The 14,724-nt window shown below is 62.6% G+C and carries 12 protein-coding genes; 5 read left to right on the top strand and 7 right to left on the bottom strand.

All coding sequences use genetic code 11. The features are described 5' to 3' along the window. Positions 1-141 precede the first annotated feature (141 nt). From trxB to ACMV8A_RS08090, 5 genes are all read left to right on the top strand, one after another. The gene (gene trxB / locus ACMV8A_RS08070; RefSeq protein ID WP_495325258.1) at positions 142-1,095 is read left to right on the top strand and encodes a thioredoxin-disulfide reductase; all 954 of its coding nucleotides are present in this window, start codon (positions 142-144) and stop codon (positions 1,093-1,095) included. Between the two features lie 70 nt (positions 1,096-1,165). Then, positions 1,166-2,317, top strand: coding sequence for a GNAT family N-acetyltransferase (locus ACMV8A_RS08075; RefSeq protein ID WP_495325259.1), 1,152 nt, complete (start codon positions 1,166-1,168; stop codon positions 2,315-2,317). Beyond that, positions 2,314-2,991 carry a leucyl/phenylalanyl-tRNA--protein transferase gene (gene aat / locus ACMV8A_RS08080; RefSeq protein WP_495325260.1) on the top strand — a complete coding sequence of 226 codons (678 nt, stop codon included), beginning with the start codon at positions 2,314-2,316 and terminating at the stop codon, positions 2,989-2,991. The genes ACMV8A_RS08075 and aat overlap by 4 nt, the downstream gene beginning before the upstream one ends. A gap of 112 nt (positions 2,992-3,103) precedes the next feature. Continuing rightward, positions 3,104-3,388 (top strand): CopG family ribbon-helix-helix protein, encoded by a 285-nt coding sequence (locus ACMV8A_RS08085; protein WP_495325261.1) that lies wholly within the window; start codon positions 3,104-3,106, stop codon positions 3,386-3,388. Beyond that, the gene (locus tag ACMV8A_RS08090; protein WP_495325262.1) at positions 3,376-3,669 is read left to right on the top strand and encodes a type II toxin-antitoxin system RelE/ParE family toxin; all 294 of its coding nucleotides are present in this window, start codon (positions 3,376-3,378) and stop codon (positions 3,667-3,669) included. The genes ACMV8A_RS08085 and ACMV8A_RS08090 overlap by 13 nt, the downstream gene beginning before the upstream one ends. Positions 3,670-3,678: 9 nt before the next feature. Here the strand turns inward: ACMV8A_RS08090 and ACMV8A_RS08095 are convergent, their stop codons facing one another. The 7 genes from ACMV8A_RS08095 to ACMV8A_RS08125 all read right to left on the bottom strand — a co-directional run. Beyond that, positions 3,679-4,467, bottom strand: a complete 789-nt coding sequence (locus tag ACMV8A_RS08095; RefSeq protein ID WP_495325263.1) for a TrmH family RNA methyltransferase — start codon at positions 4,465-4,467, stop codon at positions 3,679-3,681. After that, a complete protein-coding gene (locus ACMV8A_RS08100) occupies positions 4,464-6,080 on the bottom strand; it encodes an NAD(P)/FAD-dependent oxidoreductase (protein WP_495325264.1) in 1,617 nt (538 codons plus the stop codon). Before ACMV8A_RS08100 ends, ACMV8A_RS08095 begins: the two co-directional genes overlap by 4 nt. A 156-nt stretch (positions 6,081-6,236) precedes the next feature. After that, a complete protein-coding gene (locus ACMV8A_RS08105) occupies positions 6,237-6,902 on the bottom strand; it encodes a hemagglutinin repeat-containing protein (RefSeq protein ID WP_495325265.1) in 666 nt (221 codons plus the stop codon). A gap of 46 nt (positions 6,903-6,948) precedes the next feature. Further along, positions 6,949-7,176 carry a hypothetical protein gene (locus tag ACMV8A_RS08110; protein WP_495325266.1) on the bottom strand — a complete coding sequence of 76 codons (228 nt, stop codon included), beginning with the start codon at positions 7,174-7,176 and terminating at the stop codon, positions 6,949-6,951. Further along, positions 7,173-13,985, bottom strand: coding sequence for a hemagglutinin repeat-containing protein (locus ACMV8A_RS08115; RefSeq protein WP_495325267.1), 6,813 nt, complete (start codon positions 13,983-13,985; stop codon positions 7,173-7,175). Before ACMV8A_RS08115 ends, ACMV8A_RS08110 begins: the two co-directional genes overlap by 4 nt. Before the next feature lie 37 nt (positions 13,986-14,022). Then, positions 14,023-14,595, bottom strand: coding sequence for a ShlB/FhaC/HecB family hemolysin secretion/activation protein (locus ACMV8A_RS08120; RefSeq protein WP_495325268.1), 573 nt, complete (start codon positions 14,593-14,595; stop codon positions 14,023-14,025). Positions 14,596-14,627: 32 nt separating this feature from the next. Further along, positions 14,628-14,724: IS3 family transposase (locus ACMV8A_RS08125; protein WP_495325269.1), on the bottom strand; the 97-nt coding region annotated here is incomplete at its 5' end.

Here is a 14,724-nt window from a genome sequence, read left to right on the forward strand (position 1 = left end):
GCTGTCCTTTACCCTGCGGGAACCATTCCGTAACATGCCACGACTACGGCTTGAACTTTGCGAATCTGTCCCGATATCCGGCGTCTGTTGCGCCAATACGGGCACGGAATTCAGGAATTTAACTGCGATGGAGTCTACCACATGAGTCAAACCAAGCATTGCCGCCTGCTGATCCTCGGTTCCGGTCCCGCCGGCTATACCGCCGCCGTCTACGCCGCCCGCGCCAACCTCAATCCGGTGATCATCACCGGCATGCAACAGGGCGGCCAGCTGATGACCACCACCGAGATCGACAACTGGCCCGGCGGCGAGCACGGCCTGACCGGCCCCGGCCTGATGCAGCAGATGGAGGCCCACGCCAAGCGCTTCAACACCGAGATCATTTTCGACACCATCATGAAGGCCGATCTGTCCAAGCGCCCCTTCACCCTCACCGGTGACTCCGCCACCTACACCTGCGACGCCCTGATCATCGCCACCGGCGCCTCCGCCATGTACCTGGGCCTGGAGTCGGAGGAGAAGTTCAAGGGCCGCGGCGTTTCCGGCTGCGCCACCTGCGACGGCTTCTTCTACCGCAACCAGAACGTCGCCGTCATCGGCGGCGGCAACACCGCCGTGGAAGAGGCGCTGTACCTGTCCAACATCGCCAAGCACGTCACCGTGGTGCACCGCCGCGACAAGTTCCGCTGCGAGAAGATCCTCACCGATCAGCTGATGGAAAAGGTCAAGGAAGGCAAGGTCACCATCGAGTGGAACCACGAGGTGGACGAGGTGCTGGGCGACAACACCGGCGTCACCGGCCTGCGTATCAAGAGCACCCAGGACGGCAGCAAGAAGGACCTGGCCCTGACCGGCGTATTCATCGCCATCGGCCACAAGCCCAACACCGACCTGTTCGACGGCCAGCTCACCCTGGAGCACGGCTACATCGTCACCCAGGGCGGCCGCAACGGTAACGCCACCGCCACCAACATCGAAGGCGTGTTCGCCGCCGGCGACGTGGCCGACCACAACTACCGCCAGGCCATCACCTCCGCCGGCACCGGCTGCATGGCCGCACTGGACGCCGAGGCTTTCCTGGAGGGCAAGGGCTAAGCTTGCGTTCAGGCCCCCGCGGCCCCATCAAAACCCGCAGGCACAATCCTGCGGGTTTTTTATTGTCCCGATGAAAATTGCCATCGTCAGCGCACTCGATGAAGTGACCGCCGCGGAGTGGAACGCGCTCGAAGGCGGTCTCGACAACCCGTTCCTGCGCCACGAATTCCTCGCCGGCCTGGAGCGGCATGGCTGCGTTGGCGACCATTGGGGCTGGCGCCCCCGTCACCTCACCCTGCGTGACGACGACGGCGCCCTGCTCGGCGCGGTGCCGCTATACCTCAAGGACAACTCCTACGGCGAACTGGTATTCGACTGGAGCTGGGCCGATGCCTACCAGCGCAGCGGCCTGCGTTACTACCCCAAACTGGTGTCCGCCGTTCCCTACTCCCCGGTCACCGGGCCGCGCCTGCTGGTGCACCACGCAGCCGACCGCAGCGCGGTGGAAACCCAACTCATCGCCGCCGTGCATGATCTGCTGCGCGAGGAAGGCGCCTCGTCCATGCATTGGCTGTTTCCCGACGATGCGCAAATGGACCGTCTGGAGCGGCACGGCTTTCTGCGCCGCACCGGCTGCCAGTACCACTGGTTCAACCGCGGCTACACGTCCTTCGATCACTATCTGGAGCGCTTCACCCGCGACCGGCGCAAGAAAGTAAAACAGGAGCGGCGCCGGGTGCGCGACGCCGGTATCGAGATCGAGGTACTGCACGGCGACGAGATCAGCGCTGAACAGTGGGCGATCTTTCACCGTTTCTATGAGAGCACCTACGACAAGCGCGGCGGCCATCCCACCCTGACGCTGGCGTTCTTTCAGGCCATCGGCCGCGAGCTGCCGCGCAGCGTCGTATTGGTACTGGCCAGACACCAGGGCGAGTATGTGGCGGGCGCCCTCAACCTGCGCTCCGGCGACACACTGTACGGCCGCCACTGGGGCTGCCTGGAGGAATTCAACAGCCTGCACTTCGAGGCCTGTTACTATGTGGGCATCGACTACTGCATTGCCCACGGCCTGCACCGCTTCGAGCCCGGCGCCCAGGGCGAGCACAAGGTGTGGCGCGGTTTCGAGCCGACGCCCACCTGGTCAGCCCATTACCTGGCCCACCCAGCCTTCAGCGAGGCGGTGGGCCGCTATCTGCCGCAGGAACACCAGGCGATGCAGCAACACATGCGCGAACTGCGCGCCCACCTGCCATTCAAGGATAACGACGCCACATCATGAGCGGCCGCGGCCCCTACTGGCTCGACCCCAACGATACGAGCTACGCATTTCCGCCGGTGGAACACGCCTTGCATGAACCGGACGGCCTGCTCGCCGTCGGCGGCGACCTCGCCCCCGAGCGCATACTGAATGCCTACCGCCACGGCATCTTTCCCTGGTACAGCCCCGGCCAACCGATCCTGTGGTGGTCGCCGGACCCGCGCGCGGTGTTGTTTCCGCAACAGCTCAAGGTGTCGCGCAGCCTGCGCAAGATCATCAACAAGGGCAGCTTTCACGTACGCTTCGACACGGCCTTTGCGCAGGTGATCCGCGCCTGTGCCGACACACCGCGTCGCGGCCAGCCCGGCACCTGGATCACGGAGGAGATGCAGCAGGCCTATATCAGGCTGCATCAGTTGGGCTACGCCCACTCGGCGGAAAGTTGGCATGGCGAGGAACTGGTGGGAGGGCTGTACGGCATCCGTCTCGGCCGCGTGTTCTACGGCGAATCCATGTTCAGCCGCAAAACCGATGCATCCAAGGTGGCCTTCGTGCATCTGGTGCGCAAGCTACAGGATGAAGGCGTGGTGCTCATCGACTGCCAGGTCACGACTGACCACCTGCTCAGTCTGGGGGCGGAGGAGATCCCGCGCCGGCGTTTCGTCGAACTACTTCGTCTTTACGCGAAATCATGATGTGCCCTGCATGTACCGATCCCTAGACTACTCCGCTACCTGTCGCATCTTGCACTTGCACCCTACGCCCCCTGGTACTACTATGTGACTACTTATGCAGCGGGAGTCATCCATGCCCATTATCTCCACATCGATAAAGCTTCCCGATGAACTCAAGGCCCGGATTCAGAGGCTGGCCGAACTGAGCCGCCGCTCGCCCCACAGTGTGATGCTTGAGGCACTGGAACGGGAGGTGGCGCGGGAGGAACGCTTGTATGAATTCGTGCAGGAGGCGATGCGGTCGGACAAGGACATTGAAGAAGGCGGCAATATATACCGTGCCGACGACGTACATGCCTGGCTGGAACGGATGGCGCAGGGAGTTGCCACCGAAAGGCCGAAACCTTGGCGCAGGTAATCTACTCCGAAAACGCGCTCACGAATCTGGAGCGTCTGTTTAATTTCCTGCTCGCGCAGGACCCTGCAGCAGCCATGGCGGCTGCCACCGCCATCACGAGCGCTGTCGACACACTTGGAGCACACCCCTTGATCGGGCGCTATGTCGAGGGTGACATTCGGGAGCTCGTTGTTTCCTACGGCAAGTCGGGCTACGTTGCCCTATACCGTTTCGTCCCGGCACGCGATCAGGTTCGCATCCTCGCCATCCGCCATCAATTGGAACTCGACTATCCGGCATAGCCTGGCTGATTAGACCTTGCATGCTCCGCACTGCCGCACCCACTCGAACAGACACACGGCCACCGCCGCCGCAACGTTGAGGGACTCCACCTTGCCGGGCATCGGTATCCGCACCCCGTGGGTAGCGCAGAGGGATAGCTCCGGCGACAGCCCGGCACCTTCGTTGCCGAATATGAAGGCAGTCGAGCCGGTGAGGTTGATGCCGTAAAGCGAGTGCGCGGCATCGAGCCGGGTGGCGAGCACTGTGGGAAAGTGCCGCGCCACCTCCGTCAGTTCCTGCTGTTCGTGGATGTGGATGGCGAAGTGTGCGCCCATGCCGGCACGCAGCGCCTTGGGCGACCAGGCCTCGGCGCAGCCCTTGGAGAGAAACACCGCATCGCAACCGGCAGCGGCCGCGGTACGGATGATGCTGCCGAGATTGCCGGGATCCTGGATGTTTTCCAGCAACACAGCGCAGCCATAGTCGCGCAACTCCGGCTCCACTACCGCCAGCAACGCCAGAATGCCGGTCGGTGTTTCCACCGGCGCAACGGCATCGAACAACGCCGGGGTCAGCAACAGCTTCGGCGCCTGGGGAAAACGCGCCAGACAGGCGCTGATCTCCGCCATCTCCTGCGCGCCCTCGCGCACCACCAGCAACTCGGGTTGTCCAGCGGCGTCGGCCAGGGCATGCAGCAGGTGCACGCCATCCAGTAACGTCTGGCCCACCTTGCGCCGCTCACGCGCGCTGCCGGCCAGCTTTTTCAGCTGCTTGAACTGCGGATTGTCCGCCGAGGTAATGTGCTTGAAGGTGCTCATCGCGGCGGCTGCGCCACCATGTCCAGCGCCAGCGCCTCGGCCACCTTGATGCCGTCCACCGCGGCGGAAAGGATGCCGCCGGCATAACCGGCGCCCTCGCCGGCCGGATACAGGCCCTTCACGTTGAGACTCTGCAAGGTGGTGTCGTGGCGGCGGATGCGGACTGGGGAAGATGTGCGCGTCTCCACGCCGGTGAGCAGCGCGTCGGCACGGGCAAAGCCGCGGATCTGTTTGTCGAAGGCCGGGATCGCCTCGCGCAGCGCCGCGATGGCGTAATCCGGCAAGGCGGTACTCAGGTCGGTGAGGTGCACGCCCGGCGTATAGGACGGCTGCACCTCGCCGAACTCGGTCGACGGCCGCCCGGCGAGGAAATCGCCCACCAGTTGCCCTGGCGCCTGATAGTTGCGCCCGCCCAGTTCGAAGGCGCGGGCCTCCAGTTGCTCCTGCAGGGCGATGCCGGCCAGCGGGTCACCGGGATAGTCCTGCTCCGGCGTGATACCGACCACGATGCCGCTGTTGGCGTTGCGCTCGGCGCGCGAATACTGGCTCATGCCGTTGGTCACCACATGTCCCTGTTCCGAGGTGGCGGCCACCACCTGACCACCGGGACACATGCAGAAGCTGTACACCGCACGGCCGTTCTTGCAGTGGTGCACCAGCTTGTAGTCGGCGGCGCCCAGTTCAGGATGCCCGGCCTGCGGGCCGAAGCGGCAGCGGTCGATCATCGACTGCGGATGTTCGATACGAAAGCCGATGGAGAACGGCTTGGCCTCCATGTACACACCGCGGCGATGCAGCATGCGGAAGGTATCACGCGCGCTATGGCCGACGGCGAGGATCACATGGTCCGCGGCGATGCGCTCGCCGTTCGCCAACACCAGGGCCTTGATGGCGCCGTCTTCGATCTCCACGTCATCGACGCGGCTGTTGAAACGGAACTCACCGCCCAGCGATTCGATGCTGGCGCGGATCTTCTCCACCATGCTCACCAGGCGGAAGGTGCCGATGTGCGGCTTGCTGATGTAGAGGATTTCCTCCGGCGCCCCGGCCGCGACGAATTCGGTGAGCACCTTGCGGCCCAGGTGGCGCGGATCCTTGATGCCGCTGTGCAGCTTGCCGTCGGAGAAGGTGCCCGCACCGCCCTCGCCGAACTGCACATTGGATTCCGGATTGAGTTTGCCCTCGCGCCACAGCGCCCAGGTGTCCTTGGTGCGCTCGCGCACCGGCTTGCCGCGCTCCAGGATGATGGGGCGAAACCCCATCTGCGCCAGCAACAGTCCCGCCATGAAACCGCACGGCCCGGTACCAATCACCACCGGGCGGCTGGCGAGTTGCTCCGGCGCATGGGCCACGAACTGGTAGGTGGTATCGGGCGCCGGTCCCACATGGGGATCGGCATGGAATTTCTGCAGCAGCGCTGCCTCGTCGTCCACCTCCACGTCCAGGGTATAGGTGAAGATGATGGCGCCCCGCTTGCGCGCATCGTAGCCGCGCCGGGCGATGTGCCACTTGCGCAGCGCCTGCGGCCCGATACCCAGCCGTTGCACCACGGCGGCGGCCAGATCGGCGTCGGTGTGTTCGAGGGGAAGCCTGATTTCAGTGAGTCGCAACATGCATGGAGGTGCACTGGAAAATGGGCGTACATGTTAACGCGTTTCCTATCACAAACCCACACAGCCTCCGAGTCTCGGCAAGTCTTGCTTGCGCCGCCGTTCGGCGAGGTCGCCTACGGCCCTGAAGGCCTCTTCCCCAAACAGCTGGGCCAGTTCCTAGCGCTCGGCCACGGCCTCTTTGTCGAAGATTTGGGCCAGGGCGCGGGGGGATTGGCCGGGGTCGCGGCTGAGGCCGTCGAGGTCTTGTCGTTGATTTTCGGCATCGCGGATGTCGAGGGTGCCGGCGGCGACGGCGCTACGGCTGATACTGCGGTCGCTGCCCTTCTCGCTGCCGACCCCAAAGCCGCTCGGGCCGCTGGTGCCGATGCCGACGCTGCTGCTTTCGCTGCTGTAGGCGGCAGTGTTTTGCAGGTCGGCGTAGCTCAGGGTTGCGGTGCTGAGGCGGTTTTGGTCCGCTGCTGCCTTGGAGTCGATGACCGCGCCGTCGAGGGCGGTGTGCTTGCCCACCTGGATGTCGAAACCGCCTGCACCGGCGTAGATGCCGGTCTGCTCGTTGACCGAGCGGTAGTCGGCGTCGGTCTTGCCGTCGCTCAGGGCGAGGTTGGCGGAGAAGCCGCCGGTGCCGACGGAAAAGCCGCCGCCGGCGCTGCTCTGCTTGCTGTGGAAGGTTTCGGTGTCTTGCAGGGAGGCGAGGGTGAGGTCGCGCCCGACCTCGGCCTGGACGGTCTCGCCCTGGGCCTGCGCGCCGCGCAGGGCGGTGTCGCTTGAGATGCCAATTGCAGTGGATGCGATAATTAGCTGTGCCGCCAGTATCGGCAGCACAACCAATAGTGGGCATGGCGGTTTCGTCAATTTGAGTTGGCCGTTTTTATCCCGGTTTCTTTTTAACGACTTCCAACTTAGAAAGATCGACAACAATAAGCCGCCAGTAGTCCTTATCAATAAAAACATTCCCGCACTCGCATCCGATGTTGTCATTTGGCGCGGACGGAATCACTGCACCACAATCTGTGCACCGGTAAAACAAGCGTTCATCTTTTGGAACATCTGAGGTGCGCTTAAAGCCACTGGCGACGACTTCGAATTCATCGCTCATCTGGCCACCCTCTCCAAGAATCCATTTTTGATTAGTTGCTCAATCGTACGGCTCGGCAAATATTGCGTAGCACCACCTGAAGCACCGAACGCGGGCACAGGCGCTGCGGGACCAACTTGCGCCTCTAGCGGTTTAAGAACGCGATATTGGGTGTAGGGCATGGCTTCCGAGCCTTGTGCCATACCACGCTGAGAAATGGTAGCGCTAGGCTCGCCTAAGAAACGTCCAGTTTCACTGCCATAGCGATCCAGAATCGTCCCGGGCTGTACTGTTTGTCGTGCACTACGCGCAAAGCCCGCGTTGTCCGGCCACGGAATATCCCTAGCGGCTGCAAATTGCCCTGTAGAAACCTCGCGATATCGGCCGACACGTGCATCAAAGACATACTGTACTGCACTATCTGGAACATCCCCCGCTATCCTCTTAGTGACAGCAACCTGTGAGCCGGTAGCACTAAGCGCCACCGTCCACCAATATTCCGGTGAACTCGCCGCAAGCTCAAAATCTTCTTGTGCACGGCCAAAATCACCAACTGCCGCGTTAAGCATGCTCGATGCGCTGTCCAGCGACCATTGAGGCGACAATACGTACCAGCCGCGAGTAGCCTCAGAGGCATTACGGTATGCCTCAAATTCAAGAGGCTCCATGATGAACAGGGGCTGATTGTTGTCTTTGTCAACGATGGTATAACTGACCACCGTTCCATCGGTGTCGTAGTTGGCAATGACGTTTGACTGCGACATCCCCATGTCGCCGATGAATTGAGAACGGTCACCTCCCATCTTCTCGATCGTTTCGCATCCCTTGGCACTGGGCGCCTTGTCACACGCGGCCTTCTCAGCCAGGAATTTATCCCAGTGCAGCTGCCGGTTATACCTGTCCACCCCCAACGCGGCCTGGGCACCGGAGCTGCCGCCGCCGCTCATGCTGTCGATGGCCGCACCCGCAGCCCCGTCGATGGCATTGGTGGCAAGGTTGGCGACCAGAGTTTTCAGCGTGTCCGGCATGTTTGAGCCGGCCAGGGCGTCGTTGATGTAGTCGTTGATGTAGTCGTTGATGTAGTCGTTGACCTTGCCGGTCATGGAGGCGCTGGTGGCGGCGCCTGCCGCGCCGCTCAGGGCATTGCCGTTGGCCATCTCGGCCTGGAGGCCGCCGACCACGGTGTGCAGGGCGACGCGGGCGATACCGCCTTCGGCCCAGCGGTCGAGGGAGGCGTTGGCGTCCTGCATCCGCTGTTCTGCCTCCGCCTGCGCTGCACTGTCACCCGAGGCCAGGGCCTCACGCCGTTGCAGGTCGGCATCGACCAGCTCAGCGGCGGCTTGCTTGCGCCGCCGTTCGGCGAGGTCGCCTACGGCCCTGAAGGCCTCTTCCCCAAACAGCTGGGCCAGTTCCTGGCGCTCGGCCACGGCCTCTTTGTCGAAGATTTGGGCCAGGGCGCGGGGGGATTGGCCGGGGTCGCGGCTGAGGCCGTCGAGGTCTTGTCGTTGATTTTCGGCATCGCGGATGTCGAGGGTGCCGGCGGCGACGGCGCTACGGCTGATACTGCGGTCGCTGCCCTTCTCGCTGCCGACCCCAAAGCCGCTCGGGCCGCTGGTGCCGATGCCGACGCTGCTGCTTTCGCTGCTGTAGGCGGCAGTGTTTTGCAGGTCGGCGTAGCTCAGGGTTGCGGTGCTGAGGCGGTTTTGGTCCGCTGCTGCCTTGGAGTCGATGACCGCGCCGTCGAGGGCGGTGTGCTTGCCCACCTGGATGTCGAAACCGCCTGCACCGGCGTAGATGCCGGTCTGCTCGTTGACCGAGCGGTAGTCGGCGTCGGTCTTGCCGTCGCTCAGGGCGAGGTTGGCGGAGAAGCCGCCGGTGCCGACGGAAAAGCCGCCGCCGGCGCTGCTCTGCTTGCTGTGGAAGGTTTCGGTGTCTTGCAGGGAGGCGAGGGTGAGGTCGCGCCCGACCTCGGCCTGGACGGTCTCGCCCTGGGCCTGCGCGCCGCGCAGGGTGGTGTCGCGGCCGGAGCGCAGGGTCAGGCCCTCTGTGGCGCTGATTTGGCTTTCAGTGTGGCTGACGCCTTCGCCGTCGGCGTTGCCGCCCGCCTGGTAGGCGCTGGCCTCGAAGGAGAAGCCTTTGGTGTTTTTGCTCAGTCCGAACGATATCCCTATCGACCCGCCCGAGCTGGAGTTGGTGCTGTGGCTGCTGTGGGTGTTTTGTGCCGCGGCGAGGGTGAGGTCGTGGGCGGCATCGAGGGTGACGTTGCGGCCTTCGATGCGGGAGCCCACCACGCTGAGGTCGCCGCCGGTAAGGCCGTCTTCCCCGTCGCTGCCGGTGGCGGTCAGGGTGATGTTGCCGCCGGAATGCAGGGTGCTGCCGCGCGCCTGGCTTTCCTCTGCATGGCTTTCGCTGCGGCTCTGGCTGCTGCCGATGGAGATGGAGACCTTGAGGCCGGTGTCGCTGTTGATGTCCTGGGCCGACTTGACCTCCTTGTAGGCGTCATAGCCCTGGCGCGCGGCGCGGTATTGCTGCAACGCCGCCAGCCGCGAGTCCTTGGCCTGCTCGGAGCGCTCCAGCGTTTCCGTCGCGGCGATGGCCGTGTTGACGCCCGGTGCCGTCAGGCTCAGGCTGATGCCTGCCTGTTTGTATTCGAAGGTCTGGTCGCTGCTTTGGGTCTCGTGCGCCGCTTCGATGCTGACGTTGCGGCCGCGGATGTCGATCCCCTGGTCGCCGATGATGTCCGATGCGCTGACGCGCGCGTCGCCGGTGGCGGCGATGCTGACCCGGCCTTCGGTGGAGCCGAGGGTGGACTCCACCTGATTCACGGCAGTCGCATCATCGGTGGTCTTGAGGCTGCGGGTTCCAAGGGTAATCCCGATCCCGCCGCCGCTCAGCAGTCCCGACTCCTTTTTGAAGCTGTTGTGTTCTTCGCTGTGGTATTCCTGTGCGCCCGCGATGGTTACGTCATTTGCTGCCTGGAGGATAACATCCCCGGTTCCGACGACATTGCTGCCGCGGACAACGATATCGTTGCCGGCCCCGATCTGGACCCGCTCGCCGGAAAGCGTGCTGCCGACGGCGAGGTCGTAGTCGCTCCGGTCCATTTTCCCGGTAACCGTGGTCGACATGAGGCCGTGATCGGTCAGGTGCGATGCCGTCAGGCTCTCGTGCCGCTCGCGCGCTTCCGTCACGGCGATGTCGCCTTCGGCAACCACCGTAAGCCTCCCCTCCGCACCAGGTACCGTGCCTGCACTGACGTGGGCCCCGACGATGGTAATGTCAGCCCCCCGCTTGGCGGCATAGTCGCCTTCGCTGGCCAACTGCGCCGGCGCGATGGCGGCAAGCGTCAGATTGTTCCCGGCAGACACCTCGGCACCCACCACGGCCTCGTCAAAGGTCTTCTTCAGCATGAAGTCCTTGCCGTCCCGGGCGTCCTCGTCCACGTAGGCGCTGTTCTTGGCGGCGTCGATGGTGAGGTTGCCCTCGGTGACTACGGTGAGATTGTTGCCGCTGGCGAGGCGGGCACTGGTCAGGCGGGTGTCGCCGCCACTGGCCAGCGTCAGGTCGCCGCCGGTCTGGACGGTGCTGATTTGGTGCTCGGTCTGGCCGGAGTCGTAGTGGCCGTAGCCGGTCCGGGTGCTGCTGGAGGACGTCCTGGCGACGGTATCGACCGTGATGTCGCCCTGCGCCAGAAGCAGCGCATCGCCGCCGGCGGCCACGTCGGCGCCGCTGACCTTGAAGTCGCGCCCGGCGCGGATCTCAAGCGCTTCAGCCGCGCCGACACTGCCACGCTGGCCCAGGACGGTGGTACTCGTGGTCCAGTCACCGCCCCGGTCGCGGCCGGTCAGGGTGGCTGTGGCGGTTGCGGTGTCGATGGTGAAGTCACCGCCCGCGGTGAGCGCCACGTTGTGGCCCGTGATGCTGCCGCTGCGGTTGAGGATGTCGCCGGCGGCGTCGATGGCCACCTCACCGCCGCCCTGGATGGCACCGCCGATGTTTTGCACCGTGGCCGCCGCAATCTGCAGGCTGCTGCCGCCGTCGATAGTGCCGCTGTTTTGCAGAGTGCCGCCGGTAATCAAATCGACGTCGTTGGCGGCTATCAAGGCGCCGCCCGCGGTCAGATTCATCCGGCCGGCCCCGCCGAAATAGACCACCGGCGCGAGCACGCGCTCCTTGGTGCCATCGGGCAGGGTGATGTCCTGCGCGACCATCCAGACAATGTCGTGGTTGAGCGCAGTGATTTGCTCCGCGCTCAGGGCGACGCCCGGAATGAATTCGAACTCCTGCGCCGCGGCCAGGCCTTGATCCATCAGCGCCCTGAACTGCTCCTCTTTCGATGTGTAACCTGCAAGGACGGTGTGCCCGGTCCGGCTGACGATCTGTTCCTGCACCAGCTTTTGCTCGTAGAAGCCGTCGCCGAGCCGTTTCTGTATCACCTGCGGATCGGCGGCGAGCTGGCGCAGCATGTAGTCGCTGGAAAGGAACTCTTTGTAATTGGTGAAGCGCGGGTCGGTTTCCACCAGGTACGGCTGGTCCGGCTCGGTGAGGGTGGTGAACAAGCCGCCACCCGGCAGGGCCGGCGTATAGGATGGCGGCGTACCGCCAGGCATGCCGCCGTCCGGAACCAGGGCCGAACTCGCCACGTCGTTGACCAACGTGCCAACATTGATGTCGATGGACTGGCCGGCGGTAATCGCGCTGGCGATGGAATCGATAGTGGCGTACTGGTACTGTGGCGTCAGCGGGAGGGTAGCACTTCGATTATGGGTCACCGTATTGAAACAGAAAGGATCCATGCAATCGGTAAACGAACCATATAAATACGAGGAACCCGTGGTGGCCTCCGTGCGGATCAGCGCGTGGCCTTGATTGATTAGGCTGCTGCGGTCAACACCGTCCGCCCCTTCCTGCCCCTTGATGGCAACGGCTCCACCCGCCGAAATAGTCCCCATACTGTTGGTCAGAGTACCAACAAGACCAACATTTATGTTGCCGCCAGCCAGCAACTGCGGCTCGGCCGATAGCGAGGTTACACGTTCCTCTGTGGTCGTTTTGACCCGCGTCCGTTGCTGCTCATAGATTGTGCCTTTATCAGTCCCAACTGAACGACGTTCATTAGGAATGATGTGCACATTTGGATTAAAACCCGGTAAATACGAAATTTTGTAGTTTGCACCAGAACTCGCAAAAGTTTCAAAATACAAAGTTCTGACAACGCGCTGCGACGAACAATTTATCCAGCAAGAGTCGTAGTCTGGAGAAACCGTTTCGTAGAACGAGATAAACTTTGTATCAGGGTTGATTGATATCAGATCAGCAGGGGCGATATAACGCGTCAAAGGACTGAAACTAACCCATGTCCCATAAAACATATCCCCTACTTCATAACCAGGGTATGGTTGCAGTGTTTGGGTATTTGTCGCTGTTATCACAGTATCCCGCAAGAAAACGGTGCGGACATTGGCTATATCCTTGGCGACAATATTCAAATTTCCCTCGGCCTGAATGACCCCCGACGCATTCTCAACTTTTGCGATCGGATTCGATAATGCGCCATGAGCATCTTTCGTTGCATCGGCGGCGATATTTATGTCTCCCAAGCTGTAAATCGTTGCCTGATCGCTATTTTTCAGCAGATCATGCGCAAATAAATTAATCGAATTGGTGGCCGCCAAGACGGCAGCGGCCCCGGCATTAAAAATTTCTCCTCCGCTTATCGTCAGATCATCGGCCACAACCATCGACCGGTTGCGCACGACTTCCGCACTCAAATTGACTTGAATTCCGTCTATCCTACCGTCGTTTTCTAGCTGACCGGCTGCGCCCACGTTTACTACCGCGCCACCGAGACTTCCCGTTGCTTCATTGCGAAATGACCCAGAAGTGGCAATGTTTGCATTACCTGACGCCGCCGTGTTCCCGGACAGGACCACATCACCGTTGCTGGTGAGCGTGAAGTTGCCGGCAGTAGCCGCCAGGGTACCGGCACTATGGACACCGACGCCGGTTTCCGTTCCCACCAGAACAATCTTGTCCGCATACATGCCGCCCAGCAGCGCCACGTCGATGCCGACGGTCGGCGCTGCGCCGGCCCCCTGTATCGCGCGCGCGCCCAAGCCCGCGTAGTTGACTTCGTTGGCGCCGACGACGACGCGGGCGTCCTTTGCCCAAAGCTCGCCGTTGAGCTTGACGCTGCGGCTGATCAGGTCGACCCGTTCGATATTGGTCGCATTGAGGCCCGCGCCCTCGATCGCGATGTTTCCTGCCGTAACGCGGAATCCGTCGAGGCTGCCGCTGCCGCCGAAGATCGGCGTACCCGTGGTCAGCACGCCACGGCTGGTGTTGATGAAACCGCAGCCATCGCAGGTGATGCCGTTGGGATTGGCGATGATGACTTCCGCCCTGGCCCCCGCCACCTCCGTATAGCCGCGCAGTGCGCTGGGATTGCTGCTGGTGACTTCGTTGAGGATGATGCGTGCGGAATTGCAGCCCAGGTAGGGATTCCCAGCCACATAGCCGCCCTGCTGGGTAAGCGTCACGCCGCGGCTATTGTTCAGAATCGCGCCACTGGGGTCGACATTGAACTGCTGATACTGGTTGCGCGATACGCCTGCCGCCGAAGGCGCGGTGATCTGTACCAGGGGAACGCCGTTCGCAGTCACATCGACCACCGGACGGTTGGCGCCGGCGTTCGGGTCGGCGACGATACCGGCTGCCGCAACGCCCAGCGGTTGCCAAATGAATATCGCCAACGTCACCCACACCGTGATCCGCTGCGCCGGGGTGACTTTCCTTGCCTGCGTATCCTTATATCCATGTTGCGGCATCATGTCCCTATTCCCCATGATTGGTTCCCGACGGGAACACTCAAAATTGGTAACTGATCTGGGCGCCTACAGTGACCGGATCGGTAATGTACCCTTCCGGCTTGCTCAATGGCCAGCCGGCAAACATGTCGTAGGCGAACCCGCCGGCACCGCCGCGCAGTCCGACTGAACCGCCGATCAGCGTGGTTCCTATCAGTTGATTCGCCGAGGGCCCCGCGACCTCGCCACCATCGAGGCCCACGTATATGGAGAGGCCCGGGGATATCACGGGTAAGTCGACTTCGTTTCTCAGGAACCAGCCACGCTCAGCCGCAAGCGTTTGCTCCCCGTCAAAACCACGCACGGTGTACCGATTGCCGATGGAAAAGAATTCCGAGGTAAACAAAAAATCGTCGGTGGTTTGTGCGCGGAAACTGCCGTAATAGCGCATCGCGACGCCGCCAAGCGAGAATGGAGCAACCAGGCCGAAATCCAACGTCTGTATTTTGTAGCGCGTTGTCGGTTGCCCGGGCTGGCGATCGGCGGGTTCAGGCTGGGCGTCCAACCAATCCACACCTTGACGATAGGAAAGCGTCGCATCAAGCTGCGCTGATCCAAAATATCGCCGATACAATGTGGCCTGCCCCAGGTTCTGCGTACACCCGCCTAAGCTAAATTAGCTTGCCTCTCGTACTCCATCGGACTCAGGTAGCCCAAGGTCGAGTGCCGCCGACGGGGATTGTAGAACAGCTCGATGTAGTCG

This window comes from Sulfurivermis sp. (assembly GCF_059410345.1).